Raw genomic sequence first — 14,643 nt, forward strand, 5'->3', positions numbered from 1 at the left:
CATTTTCCAATTTAGTATTTATCATGTTACAATATTAGAATTTCTATGACCAGGAGGAATACCTGTGTATCGTTTTATTTTAAAAGTATATGGCTGTCAGATGAATGTCTATGATGGCGATAAGCTTCGTACAGCCCTGATCCGGAACGGTTGGCAGGAAACACCAGAAAATGAAGCGGATATTGTTATTTTCAATGGTTGCAGCATTCGAGCCAAGGCGGAGCATAAAGTGTGGAGTGAACTTGGCCGTTATGGAGAGAGCTGGAGCGATAAAAAGAAACCCTTTGTTGCCGTAACAGGATGTATTGCCCAGCGCCTGGGAAGTGCCATGATGACCCGTTTCCCATGGGTGCGCCTGGTGGGCGGTCCTCGCCATATCGGCGATCTTCCTGAAGCACTTGAGCGTGTAATGGCGGGAGAGAGAGTGAGCCTTCTTGATGAAGACCCAAGGGCTTTTGTAGACCTTGCAGTTCCTCCTATAGAGAGGGTAAATCTATGGAAAGCCTATGTAACCATTGCCCATGGTTGCGATAATTTTTGTACCTATTGTATTGTGCCCTATGTAAGGGGGCGCTTTGTATCCCGCCTTCCTGAAGATATACTCGTGGAAATACGGGGACTTGTAGAGGATGGGGTTAAAGAGATTACCCTTCTCGGACAAAATGTAAATAGTTACGGTCAGGATTTTAAGAATGGTTACACTTTTTCTTCCCTCCTGCGGGATGTAGCCGCCATTGACGGATTGCCTCTTCTTCGTTTTGTAACGTCTCATCCAAAGGATTTCACTCCAGATATAGTGGAAGTGATGGCCCATTATCCTAAAATCTGTCCATCGATAAATCTTCCCATTCAATCGGGCAGTGACCGTATTCTGAAAAAAATGAATCGAAAATATACTCTTGCCAAATACAGAGAAACTGTTTCTGTTATCCGAAACGCCCTTCCCGAAGTAGGCCTTACAAGTGACCTTATCGTAGGGTTTCCAGGAGAGACAGAAGAAGATTTTCAGGCTTCTGTAGCTGCTTTGCATGAATTTAGGTATGACCTTGTCCATACGGCCGCTTATTCCCCACGGGAAGGAACAGCGGCTGCGACAATGGAAGATCAGATTGACCAGGACGTAAAAATGAAACGGCTCAATACTGTAAACGCGGTACAGTCAGAGATTGCCCTTCAGATAAACCGGGGTCTTGTTGGTAAAAGATATAAAATTCTCATTGATGACTGGGCTCCTAAGGGAGAATCTCTTGTTCAGGGCCGGACACCTGGCGATAAAGTCGTAATAATGGAGGGGACGGAAGAGTTCATTGGCCGGTTTGCCCTGGTTTCCATTACATCTGCAGAAAATTGGTGTCTTCATGGAGAGGTGATTTCGATCATTGATTAATGAAAGAACGAAAGCCCTGCTTTTTTTTGCGGCGGGTGTTCTCTGTCTTGCATTAGCCGGCCTTCTCATAGCGACCTTTAAGGGACGATGGGAAGCTGGCTCACCTACTGTTGTTGCTGGGGCTCTGCCTGTAACTTCACCAGCAACAAAGGAGGCAGCAGATGCTCTTCCCCAAAGCAGTGAATGGGTAGTATATATTACTGGACACGTACAAAGACCTGGCGTCTACCATGTTTTACCGGCATCAAGGGTTTATCATGCCGTCGATATGGCTGGGGGATTTGCATCATCAGCTGATCCTGAGGCAGTCAACCTTGCCACCCCTCTAGAGGATGGGATGCATATACATGTTCCAGGCAAAGGGGAAGGCGCCGGGCAAAAGCCGGCATCGCCGTCGTCGGGGCAGAACTCAGATTCTTCAGCTGGGAAAAAAGTAAACATAAACAGAGCTTCAGAAGAAGAGCTGCAGGCTCTTCCTGGAGTAGGGCCTTCCACAGCTGGTTCTATTGTGCGTTATAGAGAATCTCAGGGGTTATTCAATGGAATAGAAGATTTGTTGCGAGTTCGAGGTATAGGCCCGGCTAAATTTGAAAAAATACGTCACTTGGTAACAGTGAATCAATGACGGCTCCCGGCAGGATGCCGGCCTTATTCTCTCTTGCCGGCATTTGTCTGGCTCTTTGGGTTCTGCAACAGGGAATACCCCTTTTTATCTTTCCCCTTGTAGCCATGTCTGGTACATTGGCACTCGTTCTCCTTTTTACCACTCAGGAAAAGCCGGGCTATTGGAAAGGAGTTGCGTTAGTTGTTCTTGTCGCGGGGATTGGGAGCGCCTACATCTCTTCAAGGCTTTCTATAGATTTTCTTTACCCTGGGGAAACATTTCAAGGGCAAGGGTACATTTTACTCGAGCGTCCCTGGGGAAGAAGACGTGCCCTCCTTATACGAACTAAAAAAGGAACGCTCCTGGCAAAGATACCATCACAACATGGATTTATTGCCGGTGACACTGTAGAGGTAGCTGGGACGATGCTCTCTCTTCCCTCTTCGGGAAAAAACCGTTCTTTTCATGAAGATAGATACTGGAAGGCGAGAGGGGCGGTGGCAGAGATCGTTATAGGCAAGGTGGAGAAAATAGAATCCTGCCGTCAGTTTTCTCTGTCAGGCTGGCGGAATATGTTAGTAAAGAGAATACTCCTGACTCAGCCTCCCCGCACTCGGGGATATCTTGCAGCTGCCTGGACAGGAATGAAGTCGCCTTTGCTGAGCAGCCAGCATGAGAGGTGGGGGACAAGCCATCTTCTTGCTGTTTCCGGTTTTCATGTTTCCCTCTTTGTTTCCGGCCTGCTCCTTCTTTTGCGTTCATGCTTAGGAAGAGGATTTATTATTTCTTGTGCAATGTGGGGCTATGTATTGATAGCCGGAGCAGCGCCGAGCGCTCTGAGAGCTGCTTTAATGATGCAAATTGCCCTTATTGGGCGATGTCGCGGCAGGCCGTCGCAAGCTGTCAATACTGTTTCTTTGGCAGGAATGGCCCTCCTTTTTTGGCGCCCATGGTGGTTTTGGGACCTGGGATGGCAGCTTTCCATGGTGGCTGCTCTTATTATAGCTGCTGCCCTCGAACGGGGTCTTTCCCCTGTGTGGTGGCTGAGTGTGGGGCCAGCTATCTGGGTAACTACCCTTCCATTGGCAGCGCCAATCTTCGGAGATGTACCTCTGGCCGGCATTGTTATCAATCTTTCTGCCGGGCCGGTGTTCGGGGTCCTTTATCCTCTGGCTTCATTTTTGGCATTGCCTTCCCTTCTGGCTTTGCCATGGGGAAATTGGGCGTCACAAGGGGCGGAAGGACTTTTTATCCTTTGGGAAACTTGGGCAGATTCCATTAGTCGGCTTATTCCGGTCTATGTTCCATGGACTCCCTTCTGGACTGCCTTTGCGGCAGGGCTTCTGCCTCTTTTGATAGCTCGTTCCCTGAGGCTTTCTTGGAGGCATTCTCTGGCGGCATCATTGCTGTTACAATGTGTTATGTTATGGATAGTGATGTAATGTTTTAATCAAAACTCCCCTGGGGGGTGACGAGGATGCTGCTTGTTTTAGACGTAGGCAATACAACCACTGTTGTTGGTGTTTATAGTCAAAAAACCCTTATAGTCCATTGGCGCCTTGTTTCTGAAAGGCACACTTCTGATGAATTGGGAATATATTTGCGGAACTTGATGCAATTCGCCTCTATCCCCCATGAAGATATTCATGGGGCGATCTTATCGAGTGTCGTTCCCTCCCTTGACTGTGTCATTCAAGAGGGAGTTTCGCAATATTTCAATGGCATTGAATGTTTGCGAGTTTCCTCCACCCTCGACCTGGGCATGGAAGTGCGCTACGCAGCCCCTCATGAAGTTGGGGCAGATCGTCTGGTCAACGCAGTGGCAGGCCGAGACCGTTACGGAGCACCACTTATCGTTATTGATTTTGGAACGGCCATAACTCTCGACATCATTTCACCAGATGGAGCTTATCTTGGAGGAACTATTTCCCCGGGACTGGTTTCTGGAATGGAAGCTCTTTTTGGTCGTACTGCTAAATTGCCTCAGGTTTCTCTGGAGGCTCCGTTAAATGTTATAGGCAAAAACACCATGGAGTCCATACAGGCTGGACTTATGTACGGAAATGCCGGCCTCGTGGATTTTCTTGTACGTAAAACCTGGGAAAGCCTGGGTACCCGTTGTAAAGTAGTAGCTACCGGCGGTCATGCGGAAGCTATTGCTAAAATATCAGAAACCATTGAAACGGTAGATCAGTGGCTAACGTTGGAAGGATTGCGAATCATATATGAAAGAAACATTTCCTAAGGCGGTAGGCGGCATAACTCTTGAATCTCCTCTTATTTTAGCCCCCATGGCAGGGGTAACCATTCCTCCTTTGAGGCTATTTTTTAGAAAGCTCGGGGCAGCCGCAACCCATACAGAGATGGTAAGCTGCGCGGGGCTGATACGAAGCAACACTAAATCCGGGAATATGCTCGAGATTTGCCATAAGGAAGAACCTGTGATCCTGCAGCTCTTTGCCGGTGATACGAAAACTCTTTTAACAGCGGCGGAGAAGGCCATATCAGAAGCGCCTGGCAGATTCGCCGCTCTAGGGATCAACATGGCCTGCCCTATGCCCAAAGTTCTTAAAAAGGGGGCAGGTTCCCGCTTGCTCGAAGACCCAGAAAAAGCGACATCTATGGTGAAATCACTGAAAGAACTGGGTGCCCCTGTCTGGGTTAAAACCCGAATATATTCGGAGCGGGGATTTTCTATGACGGCGTCATTTTGTGAAAAGCTGCTCTCTGCCGGAGCGGATAACGTCTGTGTACATGGTCGTACCCCTTCCCAGCGGTATGCGGGGGTGGCTAATCGCCAGAGTGTATTTGATCTGGCTGAAACCTTTCCAGACATGATTAGTGCCAGCGGGGATATTTTTACCCCCCACGAAGCCTTGGAATATCTGGAAAAAAGATGCGTTTCCGTTTTTATAGCCCGAGGGGCCTTGAAAGATCCATTTATTTTTCCACAGACACTGGCAGCTTTGGGCTTTTCGGTAGATAATAGATTGTTATGTCCTTCAATAGGGTTGCAAATATCTTTGCTTGTTGAGTTGGGGGACCATATAGCAGAAATGGCCAGCCCCAGACTGGCTGAATTTTTGATAAAGCGGCTTCTCTCCGGTATGTTTAAGAGCATTCCTGGAATAGCAGAACTTCGAAGGGACTGCGCATGTCTACATGGCTGGAACGCACTTCGGGATCTCATGAGCGGCTGCGAGCACTATTTCGAAAGGAGAGACATGTTGTGTCGGCCAACTTAGAAATCAAAACAGAAGAAATCGCTCTGCCAGAGGAAGAAATTTTTCGTCAAAGAAAAGAAAAACTGGCAAGGCTAAGAGAAGAGGAGGGCTATGATCCTTTCCTTATAGAGCGATGGGAGCGGTCAGATCTATTGAATGATGTTCGCCAACGCTTTGATCATCTTGAAATAGATGAAGCAGATGAGGATGCAATCCTTTCTGTAGCAGGCCGTGTAATGACCCTCCGCAAACACGGAAAGGCCATGTTTGCGAACCTCCAGGACGAAACAGATACCATGCAGCTTTATTTCCAGCTTAATGCCATGGGAGAAGAAGCTTATGACTTCGCAAAAAAATGGGTGGATAACGGAGATTTTGTTGGCGTTGTTGGCATCCCCTTCAGAACAAGGCGGGGTGAGCTCACAATTCTCGTAAAGGAGTGCACCCTTCTTTCCAAGGTCCTCCGTCCTCTTCCGGAAAAATGGCATGGTCTGAAAGACACAGAGGTTCGCTATCGTCAACGGTATCTCGATTTAATGGTTAACACTGATGTAAGAGATACTTTCAGAAAAAGATCCGATATTATTGCTTCTATGAGAAAGACCCTTATAGATCATGGGACTCTGGAAGTTGAAACGCCCATTCTTTCTTTTTTGGCTGGAGGAGCGAATGCCCGTCCCTTCCAGACCTACCATAATGCCCTTGATGCGAACATGTACCTTCGCATCGCTACGGAGCTATACCTCAAACGTCTTGTGGTGGGGATGTTTGGCCGAGTCTTTGAAATTGGCAAAAACTTTAGGAACGAAGGCATTGACACGATGCACAATCCTGAGTTTACTCTCATGGAAGTGTATTGGGCCTACGCTGATTACTCCGACATGATGGATCTTACTGAAGAGCTCGTTCGAAATGCGGCGTTGGCAGTTGATGGTCTTGTTGTCAATTATCAGGGAATCGAGCTCGATTTCAGCAAACCCTTTCGCAGGGTGACCATGCTCGACCTTGTTAAAGAGTATACGGGAATAGACTTCAAAACCATAAAGACAGATGAAGAAGCGCGGAAGATTGCCGATGAAAAGGGAGTGGAGCTCAAGGGCTCGGAGAGCCGGTTCGCGGTACTGAACGAAGTTTTCGAAGCCTACGTAGAGGATAAACTTGTTCAGCCTACGTTTGTTATAGGTCACCCCACAGAGATTTCCCCTCTGGCGAAGAGAGACCCTGAAGATCCTGATTACACCCATCGTTTTGAGCTTTTTATTTGTGGCTCAGAAGTGGCAAATGCCTATAGCGAACTGAACGACCCCCTCGATCAGAGAGAGCGTTTTCTTGACCAGCTTCGTAAAAAAGAAGCGGGAGATGAGGAAGCCCACGTTTTTGATGAGGACTTCATTAACGCAATTGAATGCGGCTTGCCTCCTACAGGGGGACTTGGCATAGGGATTGACCGTCTTGTCATGTTCTTAACGGACTCCCGCTCAATACGAGACGTCATTCTCTTCCCAGCCATGCGTCCAAAAGCGTAAAGGGGAGGCTTGTTTCAGTGGATCGGAGGGAAGCACTGCAACGTATCGAAGCTCTGCGGGAAGAAATCAATCGCCATGCCCATCTCTACTATGTTCTTGATACCCCGGAAATAGCAGACCATGAGTATGATGCTCTCTTCAGTGAATTGGCCACTTTAGAAGAAGCTTTCCCTGAATTTGACGATCCTGATTCTCCCACACACCGCGTTGGAGGAGCCCCCCTTGACCGTTTCGAGAAAGTGATTCATGAGAGCCCCCTTCTCAGCCTTGATAACGCTTTGTCTAAAGAAGAGGTATGGTCGTTCTGTGACCGTGTCTTTTCTGGGTTGGGGCTTGGCAATCTGGAGTATCTTTGCGAACTGAAAATAGATGGTTTGGCTGTTTCTCTTATTTATGAGGATGGTGTTTTTATCCGGGGAGCCACTCGCGGCGATGGGCTGGTAGGGGAAGATGTAACGGCAAACTTGAGAACGATCCGTTCTTTGCCTCTTCGTCTCAGAGAGAAGGTTTTGGGCCGCATGGAAGTTCGCGGAGAGGTGTTGATGACGAGGGAACAGTTTGCGGCGTTGAACCAGGAACGGGAAGAAGGGGGAGAGCCTCTTTTCGCTAATCCGAGAAATGCCGCAGCCGGGAGTCTTCGTCAGCTTGACTCGTCAATTACAGCGTCGAGAAAACTCTCAATCTTTCTCTATTATGTAGCCCATCCCCAGGAGCATGGATTACGGACCCAGCAAGAGGTTCTCCATTGGCTTCAGCATTTGGGATTTCCAGTGCAGAGTGCATGGGGGGTATGCAGCACACGGCAGGATATTGACGCATTTATAGAGGAGTGGCGGGAAAAGCGATTCTCCCTGCCCTATAGTACTGATGGTGTAGTTCTGAAGATCAATCAGGTTGATTTTTGGGAAGATCTGGGCACCACAGCAAAAGCTCCTCGCTGGGCTATTGCCTTTAAATATCCGCCAGAGGAAAAAACAAGCAGAATCCTTGATATAGAGGTTTCTGTGGGCCGCACAGGGACTCTCACTCCAGTGGCCCACCTCGAACCGGTCCATCTTGCAGGAACTGTAGTGAGAAGGGCCAGCTTGCATAATGAAGATGAAATTCGCAGAAAAGATATCCGCATAAGAGATAAAGTAGTTGTTCGTAAAGCAGGTGAGATCATCCCGGAAGTGGTAAGGGTTCTGACAGAGGAACGGGATGGAAATGAAGTTGAGTTCCAGATGCCTGATACATGTCCTGCCTGCGGATCCCATGTCATGCGAATCCCTGGCGAAGTTGCCCTGCGGTGTCCTAACAGGGCATCGTGCCCGGCCCAGCTTCGAGAAGGAGTTGCTCATTTTGCTTCAAGAGCAGCCATGGACATTCGTGGACTGGGAGATAAACTCATTACGCAGCTTATAGACAGGCGGCTTATTAGGAACATGGCTGACCTTTACACGTTGAAGCGTGAAGACTTGCTTTCCCTGGATAGAATGGGGGATAAATCTGCTTCAAACCTGTTGCAAGCTTTGAGTGTTTCTAAGAACAGATTTCTTTCAAATCTCATTACGGCTCTGGGAATTCGTCTTGTCGGAAAAAAAGTGGCAGAAATACTTGCCGATCGTTTTCATAGCCTTGATGCTTTATCGTCAGCCCAGGAAGAGGAACTCTCTTCTATAGATGGGGTTGGTCCCAAGATAGCGGCTTCTATAAAGGCTTTTTTTGGCGATGAAGCGAACAAAGAGATGATTTCGCGCCTTAAGGACGCTGGAGTTCGGATGGCAGAAGAAAAAAGCATGTCAAGTGGGGAGGGGCCCCTTGAAGACCAGCGTTTTGTTTTTACAGGTGAACTCCAATCCATGTCCAGGGGAGAGGCTGAAGCCCTTGTAAAGAACCTTGGAGGGGCGAGTTCATCCAGTGTAAGCAAGAAAACGTCGATAGTGGTGGCTGGTCCAGGTGCTGGCAGCAAGCTGCAGAAAGCCAGGGAACTTGGCATAACCATTATAAATGAGGAAGAGTTCTTACAAATGATTCGCCCTTACGAGAGGGTATTTTCGAAACATACGGATAGTATTGAGAAGGAGGAGTGACCATGGCGGTCTCAGCAGATGATATTCGGCATGTTGCGGCCCTTGCCCGTCTTGAAATAACAGAAGACGAAGTTCAGGCCATGCGCCAGCATTTTGAAGAAATAATGACTTATTTCAATAGGCTTAATGAACTTGACCTCGAAGGGATAGATGCCTTTGCCCTCAAGGTGGAAGAAAATATTCCGTGGAGAGAAGACAGAGCTATAGACAGCTCTGTACGGGAGGATGTTTTGGCTGAAGCTCCTCACCGTTATGAAGATTTCTTCCGGGTTCCCCGGATAGTGGAGGAGGAGTGACATGAAGCTCTATGAACTTTCCGCCGCCCAAATAACCCGGGGCATTCATGAGGGGAAATTCTCAGCCAGTGAGGTCTTTTTATCATGTTTGGCCAGGGCAAGGGAGCTAGAGCCCCAGATATCGGCTATGCTCACTATCACTGAAGAGTCAGGCATGGCCCAGGCCAAGGCTGTAGACGAAGCCGTGGCGTCGGGGAAAAAACTTCCTCCCCTCGCGGGAGTTCCTTTTGTAGTAAAGGACAATATGTGTACCAAGGGAATTCCAACCACCTGCGCCAGTAAAATGCTGATGCAGTGGAAACCACCCTATAACGCGGCAGTTATAGAATTGTTGGCCGAAGCTGGGGCAGTACTTATGGGAAAGACCAACCTCGACGAATTTGCCATGGGGGGAACTACGGAACACTCTGTTTATGGTGCAACGTCCAACCCCTGGAAGCTTGACTGCGTCCCAGGCGGCAGTTCAGGCGGAAGCGCAGCTTCTGTTGCCGCAGGATATGTTCCTTTCAGCCTTGGAAGCGATACAGGCGGGTCTATTCGCCAGCCAGCCGCTTTTTGCGGTATTTATGGTTTCAAACCGACATACGGGCTAGTAAGCCGACGGGGTCTTGCGGCTTTTGCTTCATCCCTCGACCAGATAGGTCCCTTTGCCCGGACAGTGGAGGATCTGGCCCTCGTACTCAACGCCATCTCTCAGAAAGATGAGCTTGACTCCACATGCAGTTGCCGTCCTCGCCCAGATTATACCAAGGCTCTCAATGCAGAATCCCTCAAAGGGAGAAGGGTCGGCGTTATAAAAGAAATACAGGAGTATGCCATAGACCGCGAGGTCAGGAAGGCTTTTGATCAGACACTGAAGTTTTGCGAAGGGGAGGGGGCTGAAATTGTTGAGATCACACTTCCCACAATGGTGGAATACGGCTTGCCCTGTTACTACATTCTGGCTCTGGCAGAAGCAAGTTCTAACCTGGCTCGCTTTGATGGGGTGCGGTATGGCTTGAGCACCGATGCAGAGTCTCTTCTCGATCTCTATACGAAGACCAGGGCCCAGGGATTTGGCCTTGAGGTCAAACGGCGTATTCTGGTGGGGACCTACGTGTTAAGTTCGGGATACTATGATGCCTACTACCTGGTGGCCCAGAAGGCCAGGCAGCTCATAAAACAGGAGTTTGTAAAAGCCTTTGGCTCTGTGGATTCCATACTTCTTCCTACAGCGCCATCACCTGCCTTTAAAAAAGGAGAACTCATCAACGATCCTATTCAGATGTACATGGCCGATATCTTTACATTGCCAGTCAACCTGGCCGGACTTCCAGCCCTCTCTCTTAACGCGGGGTTCTCCGCTGACGGCCGGCCTCTCGGAGTACAGTTTATCGGCCAGTGGTGGGATGAAGAAGGGCTGCTGTCCACAGCTTCTCTACACGAGAAAACCTTCGGTTGCGCACCTATTGCCCAGGGAGGTGTTCGCTAATGGCTGATTTAACTTTTAAACCTGTAATTGGTCTTGAGATCCACGTACAGCTTGCTACAAAGAGCAAACTCTTCTGCTCTTGCTCCACAGACTATATTGGAGTCGCCCCGAACACGAATGTGTGTCCAGCCTGTCTAGGCTTGCCCGGCAGCCTACCAGCCCTTAATGCCAAAGCGGTAGAATACGGAGTTAAGGCAGCCTTGGCGCTGAACTGCACTATTAATACAGCTACGCGGTTCCATAGGAAGAATTATTTTTACGCGGATTTGCCCAAAGCCTATCAGATCAGCCAGTATGATCTCCCCATCGCTGAAAAAGGATATGTGGATGTTTCCACAGAAGAAGGGGGAAATTACCGGATAGGCATCACGAGACTTCACCTTGAAGAGGACGCTGGAAAGCTTGTACATGAGGCATCAGACGGGCGTCTCGTAGGAGCCGATCAGTCTTTTGTGGATTACAACAGAGGCGGCATTCCCCTGGCAGAAATAGTTTCGGAGCCCGACATCAGGTCTGCGGCAGAAGCGAAGGAGTATGTAACACGCCTTCGCCAGCTTGTTCGGTACCTCGGCGTTTCTGATGGCGACATGGAAAAAGGGTCTTTGCGGGTGGATGCCAATATCTCAGTCAAATGTTCCGATGGACGATGGGGGAACCGCGCAGAAATAAAGAACCTGAACTCCCTTCGAGCCCTTGAGCGAGCTCTCGAATATGAAATAAAACGACAGAGTCAGCTTTTGGCGGAGGGGGAGGAAATAACTCAGGAAACCCGTCACTGGGATGATGTGGAAGGGGTGACAAGGGCAACCCGAAGCAAAGAGGAAGCTCATGACTACCGCTATTTCCCTGAACCAGACCTTCCCCCCTTGATTCTTCCGGAAGGGTATGTTGAGAAAGTTAGAAACACGTTGCCTGAACTTCCATGGCAGAAGATGGAGCGTTTTATGTCTTCTTATGAGTTGAATGAAACCGATGCCATGATTCTTTCAGAGCATATGGCTCTTGCAGATTTTTATGAAGCTTGCGTCAAGGCCGGTGCAAGCCCCCTTCGAGCCTCTAACTGGGTTCGAACGGAAGTGCTGCGAGTCATGAACGAGCAAAAAATTGATATTACGGAATTTCCAGTAGATGCTGCTGCGCTTGCCCAACTTATTGCAAAAGTTGATGGCAACAAAATTTCAACAACCGCTGCGAGAGAAGTTTTTGATACAATGGCGGCAAAGAAGGTCTATTTTGAGGAAGCCATGAAAATCTGTGGAGTAGAGGAAGGGGGAATTTCTGGTTCCGATCTTGAGAAAATGATACGCAACATCCTTGTAAACAATACTGATGTGGTGGAAACCATCAAGAGCGGCCAGGATAAAAAGGGTAAAAAGCAGAAATTCCTTCAGGGACTCATTATGAAAGAAGCCCGAGGACAGACTGATCCCAGAGAAGCTGCTTCACTTTTGGCGAAACTTCTAGAAGAATAGAGCAGAAAGGGCAGGGAGCCCGTTCCCTGTCCTTCTCTTTATTGACTATCCTTATAGCTATGCGTAAGATGATACGGTGTAAATCAAAACAAAAAAATCTGCCGGCTTGCTGTCTGAGTTGCTGAAGTGGTAGCAGTCGGGTGTAATAGAGGAGGTAGTAGGGAATGGGAACGCGCAAACCTGAAGACATTAGAAGTGTTGCCATTGCAGCTCACGGTGGAGCCGGAAAGACATCCCTTGTAGAAGCGATGCTCTTTTCAAATGGCGACATAAACCGTATGGGGAATGTCGTAGACGGCAACACCGTCGCAGATTTTGGAGCAGAGGAGCAGAAGCGACAGATTTCCATTAATACTGCACTTGTTACATTGGAGCGGAACGGGAAAAGACTCTATCTTCTCGACACGCCAGGATTCGCTGATTTCATTGGTGAAATGCGTTCAGCTATGAGAGTCTCAGACTCTGCTTTAGCTGTAGTGAGCGGTCTCCATGGTGTAGAAGTCCAGACAGGAAAGGCCTGCGAGTATGCTGAGGATTTTTCTATTCCGGTTGCTTTCGTAGTAAGCAAGCTTGACCGCGAGAACTCGGACTATGCACGAACTCTAGACGATATTAAAAAACAGTTATCTGACAAGGCAGTCCCCTTTTTCCTCCCCATAGGGAAAGAAGCATCATTCAAGGGGGTTGTGGACATATTGAACCAGAAGGCCTATGAGTACGTTACAGATGGGTCAGGTTCATTCAAAGAGATTTCTATCCCTGCAGAGATGGTTGATGAAGTATCAGCTGCCAGGGAATCCCTAATAGAATCTGTTGTAGAAGCTGACGATGAAGTTATGATGATGTATCTCGAAGGAGACGAGATCTCTCATGAGGAAATCGTTAAAGTTGCAAGAAAAGCCATTCGGGAACGTCAGATTTTCCCAGTTCTCCCTGCGTCAGGGACAGCCAATATAGGTGTCCACCAGGTTCTCGATTTCCTGGGCGACATGTTTCCTTCCCCTCTGGAATCACGCCCCCGCCAGGCTCTTAAGGGCGATGAAGTTATTAATATCGATCCTGATCCTGAAGCTCCTTTCTCAGCCCTGTGCTTCAAGATCATGGTCGACCCCTATGTAGGAAAACTTTCATATATCAGAGTTAATTCAGGACATCTATCCAGTGACAGCAGTATTTATAATGTTACTCGGGAGGAAGAGGAGCGTATCAGTTCCTTTAAGGCCATGAGGGGTAAAGATGGCCAGGATGAAAAAGAAATCATTCTCGGCGATATCATTGCCATTCCCAAGCTCCACAGCACACAGGTAGGGGATACGCTGGGAGTGAAGAGTACCGCTTATATCTTCCCCCCAATCAAGTTCCCTAAACCTGTCTATAGCGTTGCCGTTATGGCAAAGAGCAGGGCAGATGAAGATAAGCTTTCCAATGCACTCCACAAAATACTGGAAGAGGACCCCGTTCTTACATTCGCTAAGAACCCTGAGACAGGAGACAATGTCCTCTCCGGCATGGGTGATATGCATATTGAAATTCTCCTCTCCCGTATCCGTGAAAGATATGGAGTGGAACTTGAAACCAGAACACCTCAGGTTCCCTATAGAGAAACGATCAGAAAAACAGCAGAAGCCCAGGGGAAATATAAGAAACAGACTGGTGGACGGGGACAGTACGGCGATGTCCACATTCGCTACAAACCTCTCGAACGGGGCGCGGGATTTGTATTTGAAGACCAGGTAGTAGGCGGGGCCATCCCCAAGGGCTTTATACCAGCCGTAGAAAAAGGATTGCGAGAGGCCCTGGTCAAAGGACCACTGGCTGGATTCCCCACAGTAGACTTCAAAGCAGAGCTTTTCTTCGGGTCTTACCACGATGTAGACAGCTCTGAAATGGCCTTTAAGATAGCGGCTTCCATGTCATTCAAAAAAGGCATTCTTGAAGCCAGCCCTGTACTCCTTGAGCCCATTATGCTAGTGGAAGTCGTTGTTCCGGAAGATTACCTTGGCGACGTCATGGGAGACATGAACAGCCGCCGCGGACGAATTCTTGGAATTGACAGCCATGGCCGTCTGCAGGTGGTTCGAGTTCAGGTTCCCCTCTCTGAAATGTTTAAATACGCCATAGTGCTTCGGTCTATGACCTCCGGAAGAGGTACTTTTACAATGGAATTCGACCATTATGAAGAAGTACCTGGAGATGTTTCAAAGAAAGTTATTGAAGAGCATAAGAAAGAAGAAGAAGAGGAATAAAATAGGACATTTTTCTTAAAAATGAATATAAAGAACCAGGGCCTCGACTTTTAAGTCGAGGCCCTGGTTCTTATTCGTTATGCTTTTTAGTTGAGTTATTCAGAAAAGTAGAGTTATCGGTTTTTCTGATCTTCGCAGAAGAATTTCCACATGGTTTCTTCTGCCAGATCGGGATTAAGCTTTCCTTCAGATAGCACATGTTTCCACGCTCGTTCTGTTAAAGACCCAATATACTTTTCAAAGTCCGAATTGTTACGCTGAGCTGCTATCTCCAATGTCCTTACGCGAAAATCTTCCCATTTTGAAGCCTTTTTCTCATCAATAGACATCTCAGCATCCCTCCTC

The 14,643-nt window shown here is 48.2% G+C and carries 12 protein-coding genes; 11 read left to right on the forward strand and 1 reads right to left on the reverse strand.

Annotation, left to right across the window (positions count from 1 at the left end; all coding sequences use genetic code 11):
• Positions 1-64: 64 nt before the first annotated feature.
• The 11 genes from miaB (at position 65) to fusA (ending at position 14,298) form a co-directional block, all read left to right on the forward strand.
• Complete coding sequence (gene miaB / locus BUC50_RS06455) at positions 65-1,387, forward strand: tRNA (N6-isopentenyl adenosine(37)-C2)-methylthiotransferase MiaB (protein WP_273015637.1); 1,323 nt, start codon at positions 65-67, stop codon at positions 1,385-1,387.
• On the forward strand, positions 1,380-2,012 hold the full coding sequence (locus BUC50_RS06460; protein WP_273311887.1) for a helix-hairpin-helix domain-containing protein: 633 nt from the start codon (positions 1,380-1,382) through the stop codon (positions 2,010-2,012). The genes miaB and BUC50_RS06460 overlap by 8 nt, the downstream gene beginning before the upstream one ends.
• Positions 2,009-3,433 carry a ComEC/Rec2 family competence protein gene (locus tag BUC50_RS06465; RefSeq protein ID WP_286677254.1) on the forward strand — a complete coding sequence of 475 codons (1,425 nt, stop codon included), beginning with the start codon at positions 2,009-2,011 and terminating at the stop codon, positions 3,431-3,433. Before BUC50_RS06460 ends, BUC50_RS06465 begins: the two co-directional genes overlap by 4 nt.
• Positions 3,434-3,468: 35 nt before the next feature.
• On the forward strand, positions 3,469-4,236 hold the full coding sequence (locus BUC50_RS06470) for a type III pantothenate kinase (RefSeq protein WP_273015663.1): 768 nt from the start codon (positions 3,469-3,471) through the stop codon (positions 4,234-4,236).
• Positions 4,217-5,236, forward strand: a complete 1,020-nt coding sequence (locus tag BUC50_RS06475; protein ID WP_286677255.1) for a tRNA dihydrouridine synthase — start codon at positions 4,217-4,219, stop codon at positions 5,234-5,236. The genes BUC50_RS06470 and BUC50_RS06475 overlap by 20 nt, the downstream gene beginning before the upstream one ends.
• Positions 5,221-6,741 (forward strand): lysine--tRNA ligase, encoded by a 1,521-nt coding sequence (gene lysS / locus BUC50_RS06480; protein WP_213700615.1) that lies wholly within the window; start codon positions 5,221-5,223, stop codon positions 6,739-6,741. Before BUC50_RS06475 ends, lysS begins: the two co-directional genes overlap by 16 nt.
• Positions 6,742-6,758: 17 nt before the next feature.
• On the forward strand, positions 6,759-8,813 hold the full coding sequence (gene ligA / locus BUC50_RS06485) for an NAD-dependent DNA ligase LigA (RefSeq protein WP_286677256.1): 2,055 nt from the start codon (positions 6,759-6,761) through the stop codon (positions 8,811-8,813).
• A gap of 2 nt (positions 8,814-8,815) precedes the next feature.
• On the forward strand, positions 8,816-9,109 hold the full coding sequence (gatC, locus tag BUC50_RS06490; protein ID WP_213700613.1) for an Asp-tRNA(Asn)/Glu-tRNA(Gln) amidotransferase subunit GatC: 294 nt from the start codon (positions 8,816-8,818) through the stop codon (positions 9,107-9,109).
• Between the two features lies 1 nt (position 9,110).
• On the forward strand, positions 9,111-10,580 hold the full coding sequence (gene gatA, locus BUC50_RS06495) for an Asp-tRNA(Asn)/Glu-tRNA(Gln) amidotransferase subunit GatA (RefSeq protein WP_273311890.1): 1,470 nt from the start codon (positions 9,111-9,113) through the stop codon (positions 10,578-10,580).
• The gene (gatB, locus tag BUC50_RS06500) at positions 10,580-12,052 is read left to right on the forward strand and encodes an Asp-tRNA(Asn)/Glu-tRNA(Gln) amidotransferase subunit GatB (protein WP_213700168.1); all 1,473 of its coding nucleotides are present in this window, start codon (positions 10,580-10,582) and stop codon (positions 12,050-12,052) included. The genes gatA and gatB overlap by 1 nt, the downstream gene beginning before the upstream one ends.
• Positions 12,053-12,216: 164 nt before the next feature.
• On the forward strand, positions 12,217-14,298 hold the full coding sequence (gene fusA, locus BUC50_RS06505; RefSeq protein WP_273015647.1) for an elongation factor G: 2,082 nt from the start codon (positions 12,217-12,219) through the stop codon (positions 14,296-14,298).
• A gap of 113 nt (positions 14,299-14,411) precedes the next feature.
• On the opposite strand, the gene BUC50_RS06510 is transcribed toward fusA, so the two are convergent.
• Entirely contained in the window at positions 14,412-14,627 is a 216-nt protein-coding gene (locus tag BUC50_RS06510) for a hypothetical protein (RefSeq protein ID WP_273015649.1), read from the reverse strand.
• Positions 14,628-14,643: the final 16 nt, after the last annotated feature.

Origin of the sequence: Aminobacterium sp. EBM-42 (assembly GCF_001896635.1) — a bacterium.
GTDB classification, from domain to species: Bacteria; Synergistota; Synergistia; order Synergistales; family Aminobacteriaceae; genus Aminobacterium; species Aminobacterium colombiense.

Excerpts from the sequence above, each read along its gene's own strand:
- gatC (WP_213700613.1), top strand. The coding sequence starts at position 8,816 with ATGGCGGTCTCAGCAGATGATATTCGGCATGTTGCGGCCCTTGCCCGT.
- BUC50_RS06470 (WP_273015663.1), top strand. The coding sequence starts at position 3,469 with ATGCTGCTTGTTTTAGACGTAGGCAATACAACCACTGTTGTTGGTGTT.
- gatA (WP_273311890.1), top strand. The coding sequence starts at position 9,111 with ATGAAGCTCTATGAACTTTCCGCCGCCCAAATAACCCGGGGCATTCAT.
- BUC50_RS06510 (WP_273015649.1), bottom strand. The coding sequence starts at position 14,627 with ATGTCTATTGATGAGAAAAAGGCTTCAAAATGGGAAGATTTTCGCGTA.
- BUC50_RS06465 (WP_286677254.1), top strand. The coding sequence starts at position 2,009 with ATGACGGCTCCCGGCAGGATGCCGGCCTTATTCTCTCTTGCCGGCATT.
- fusA (WP_273015647.1), top strand. The coding sequence starts at position 12,217 with ATGGGAACGCGCAAACCTGAAGACATTAGAAGTGTTGCCATTGCAGCT.
- gatB (WP_213700168.1), top strand. The coding sequence starts at position 10,580 with ATGGCTGATTTAACTTTTAAACCTGTAATTGGTCTTGAGATCCACGTA.
- BUC50_RS06475 (WP_286677255.1), top strand. The coding sequence starts at position 4,217 with ATGAAAGAAACATTTCCTAAGGCGGTAGGCGGCATAACTCTTGAATCT.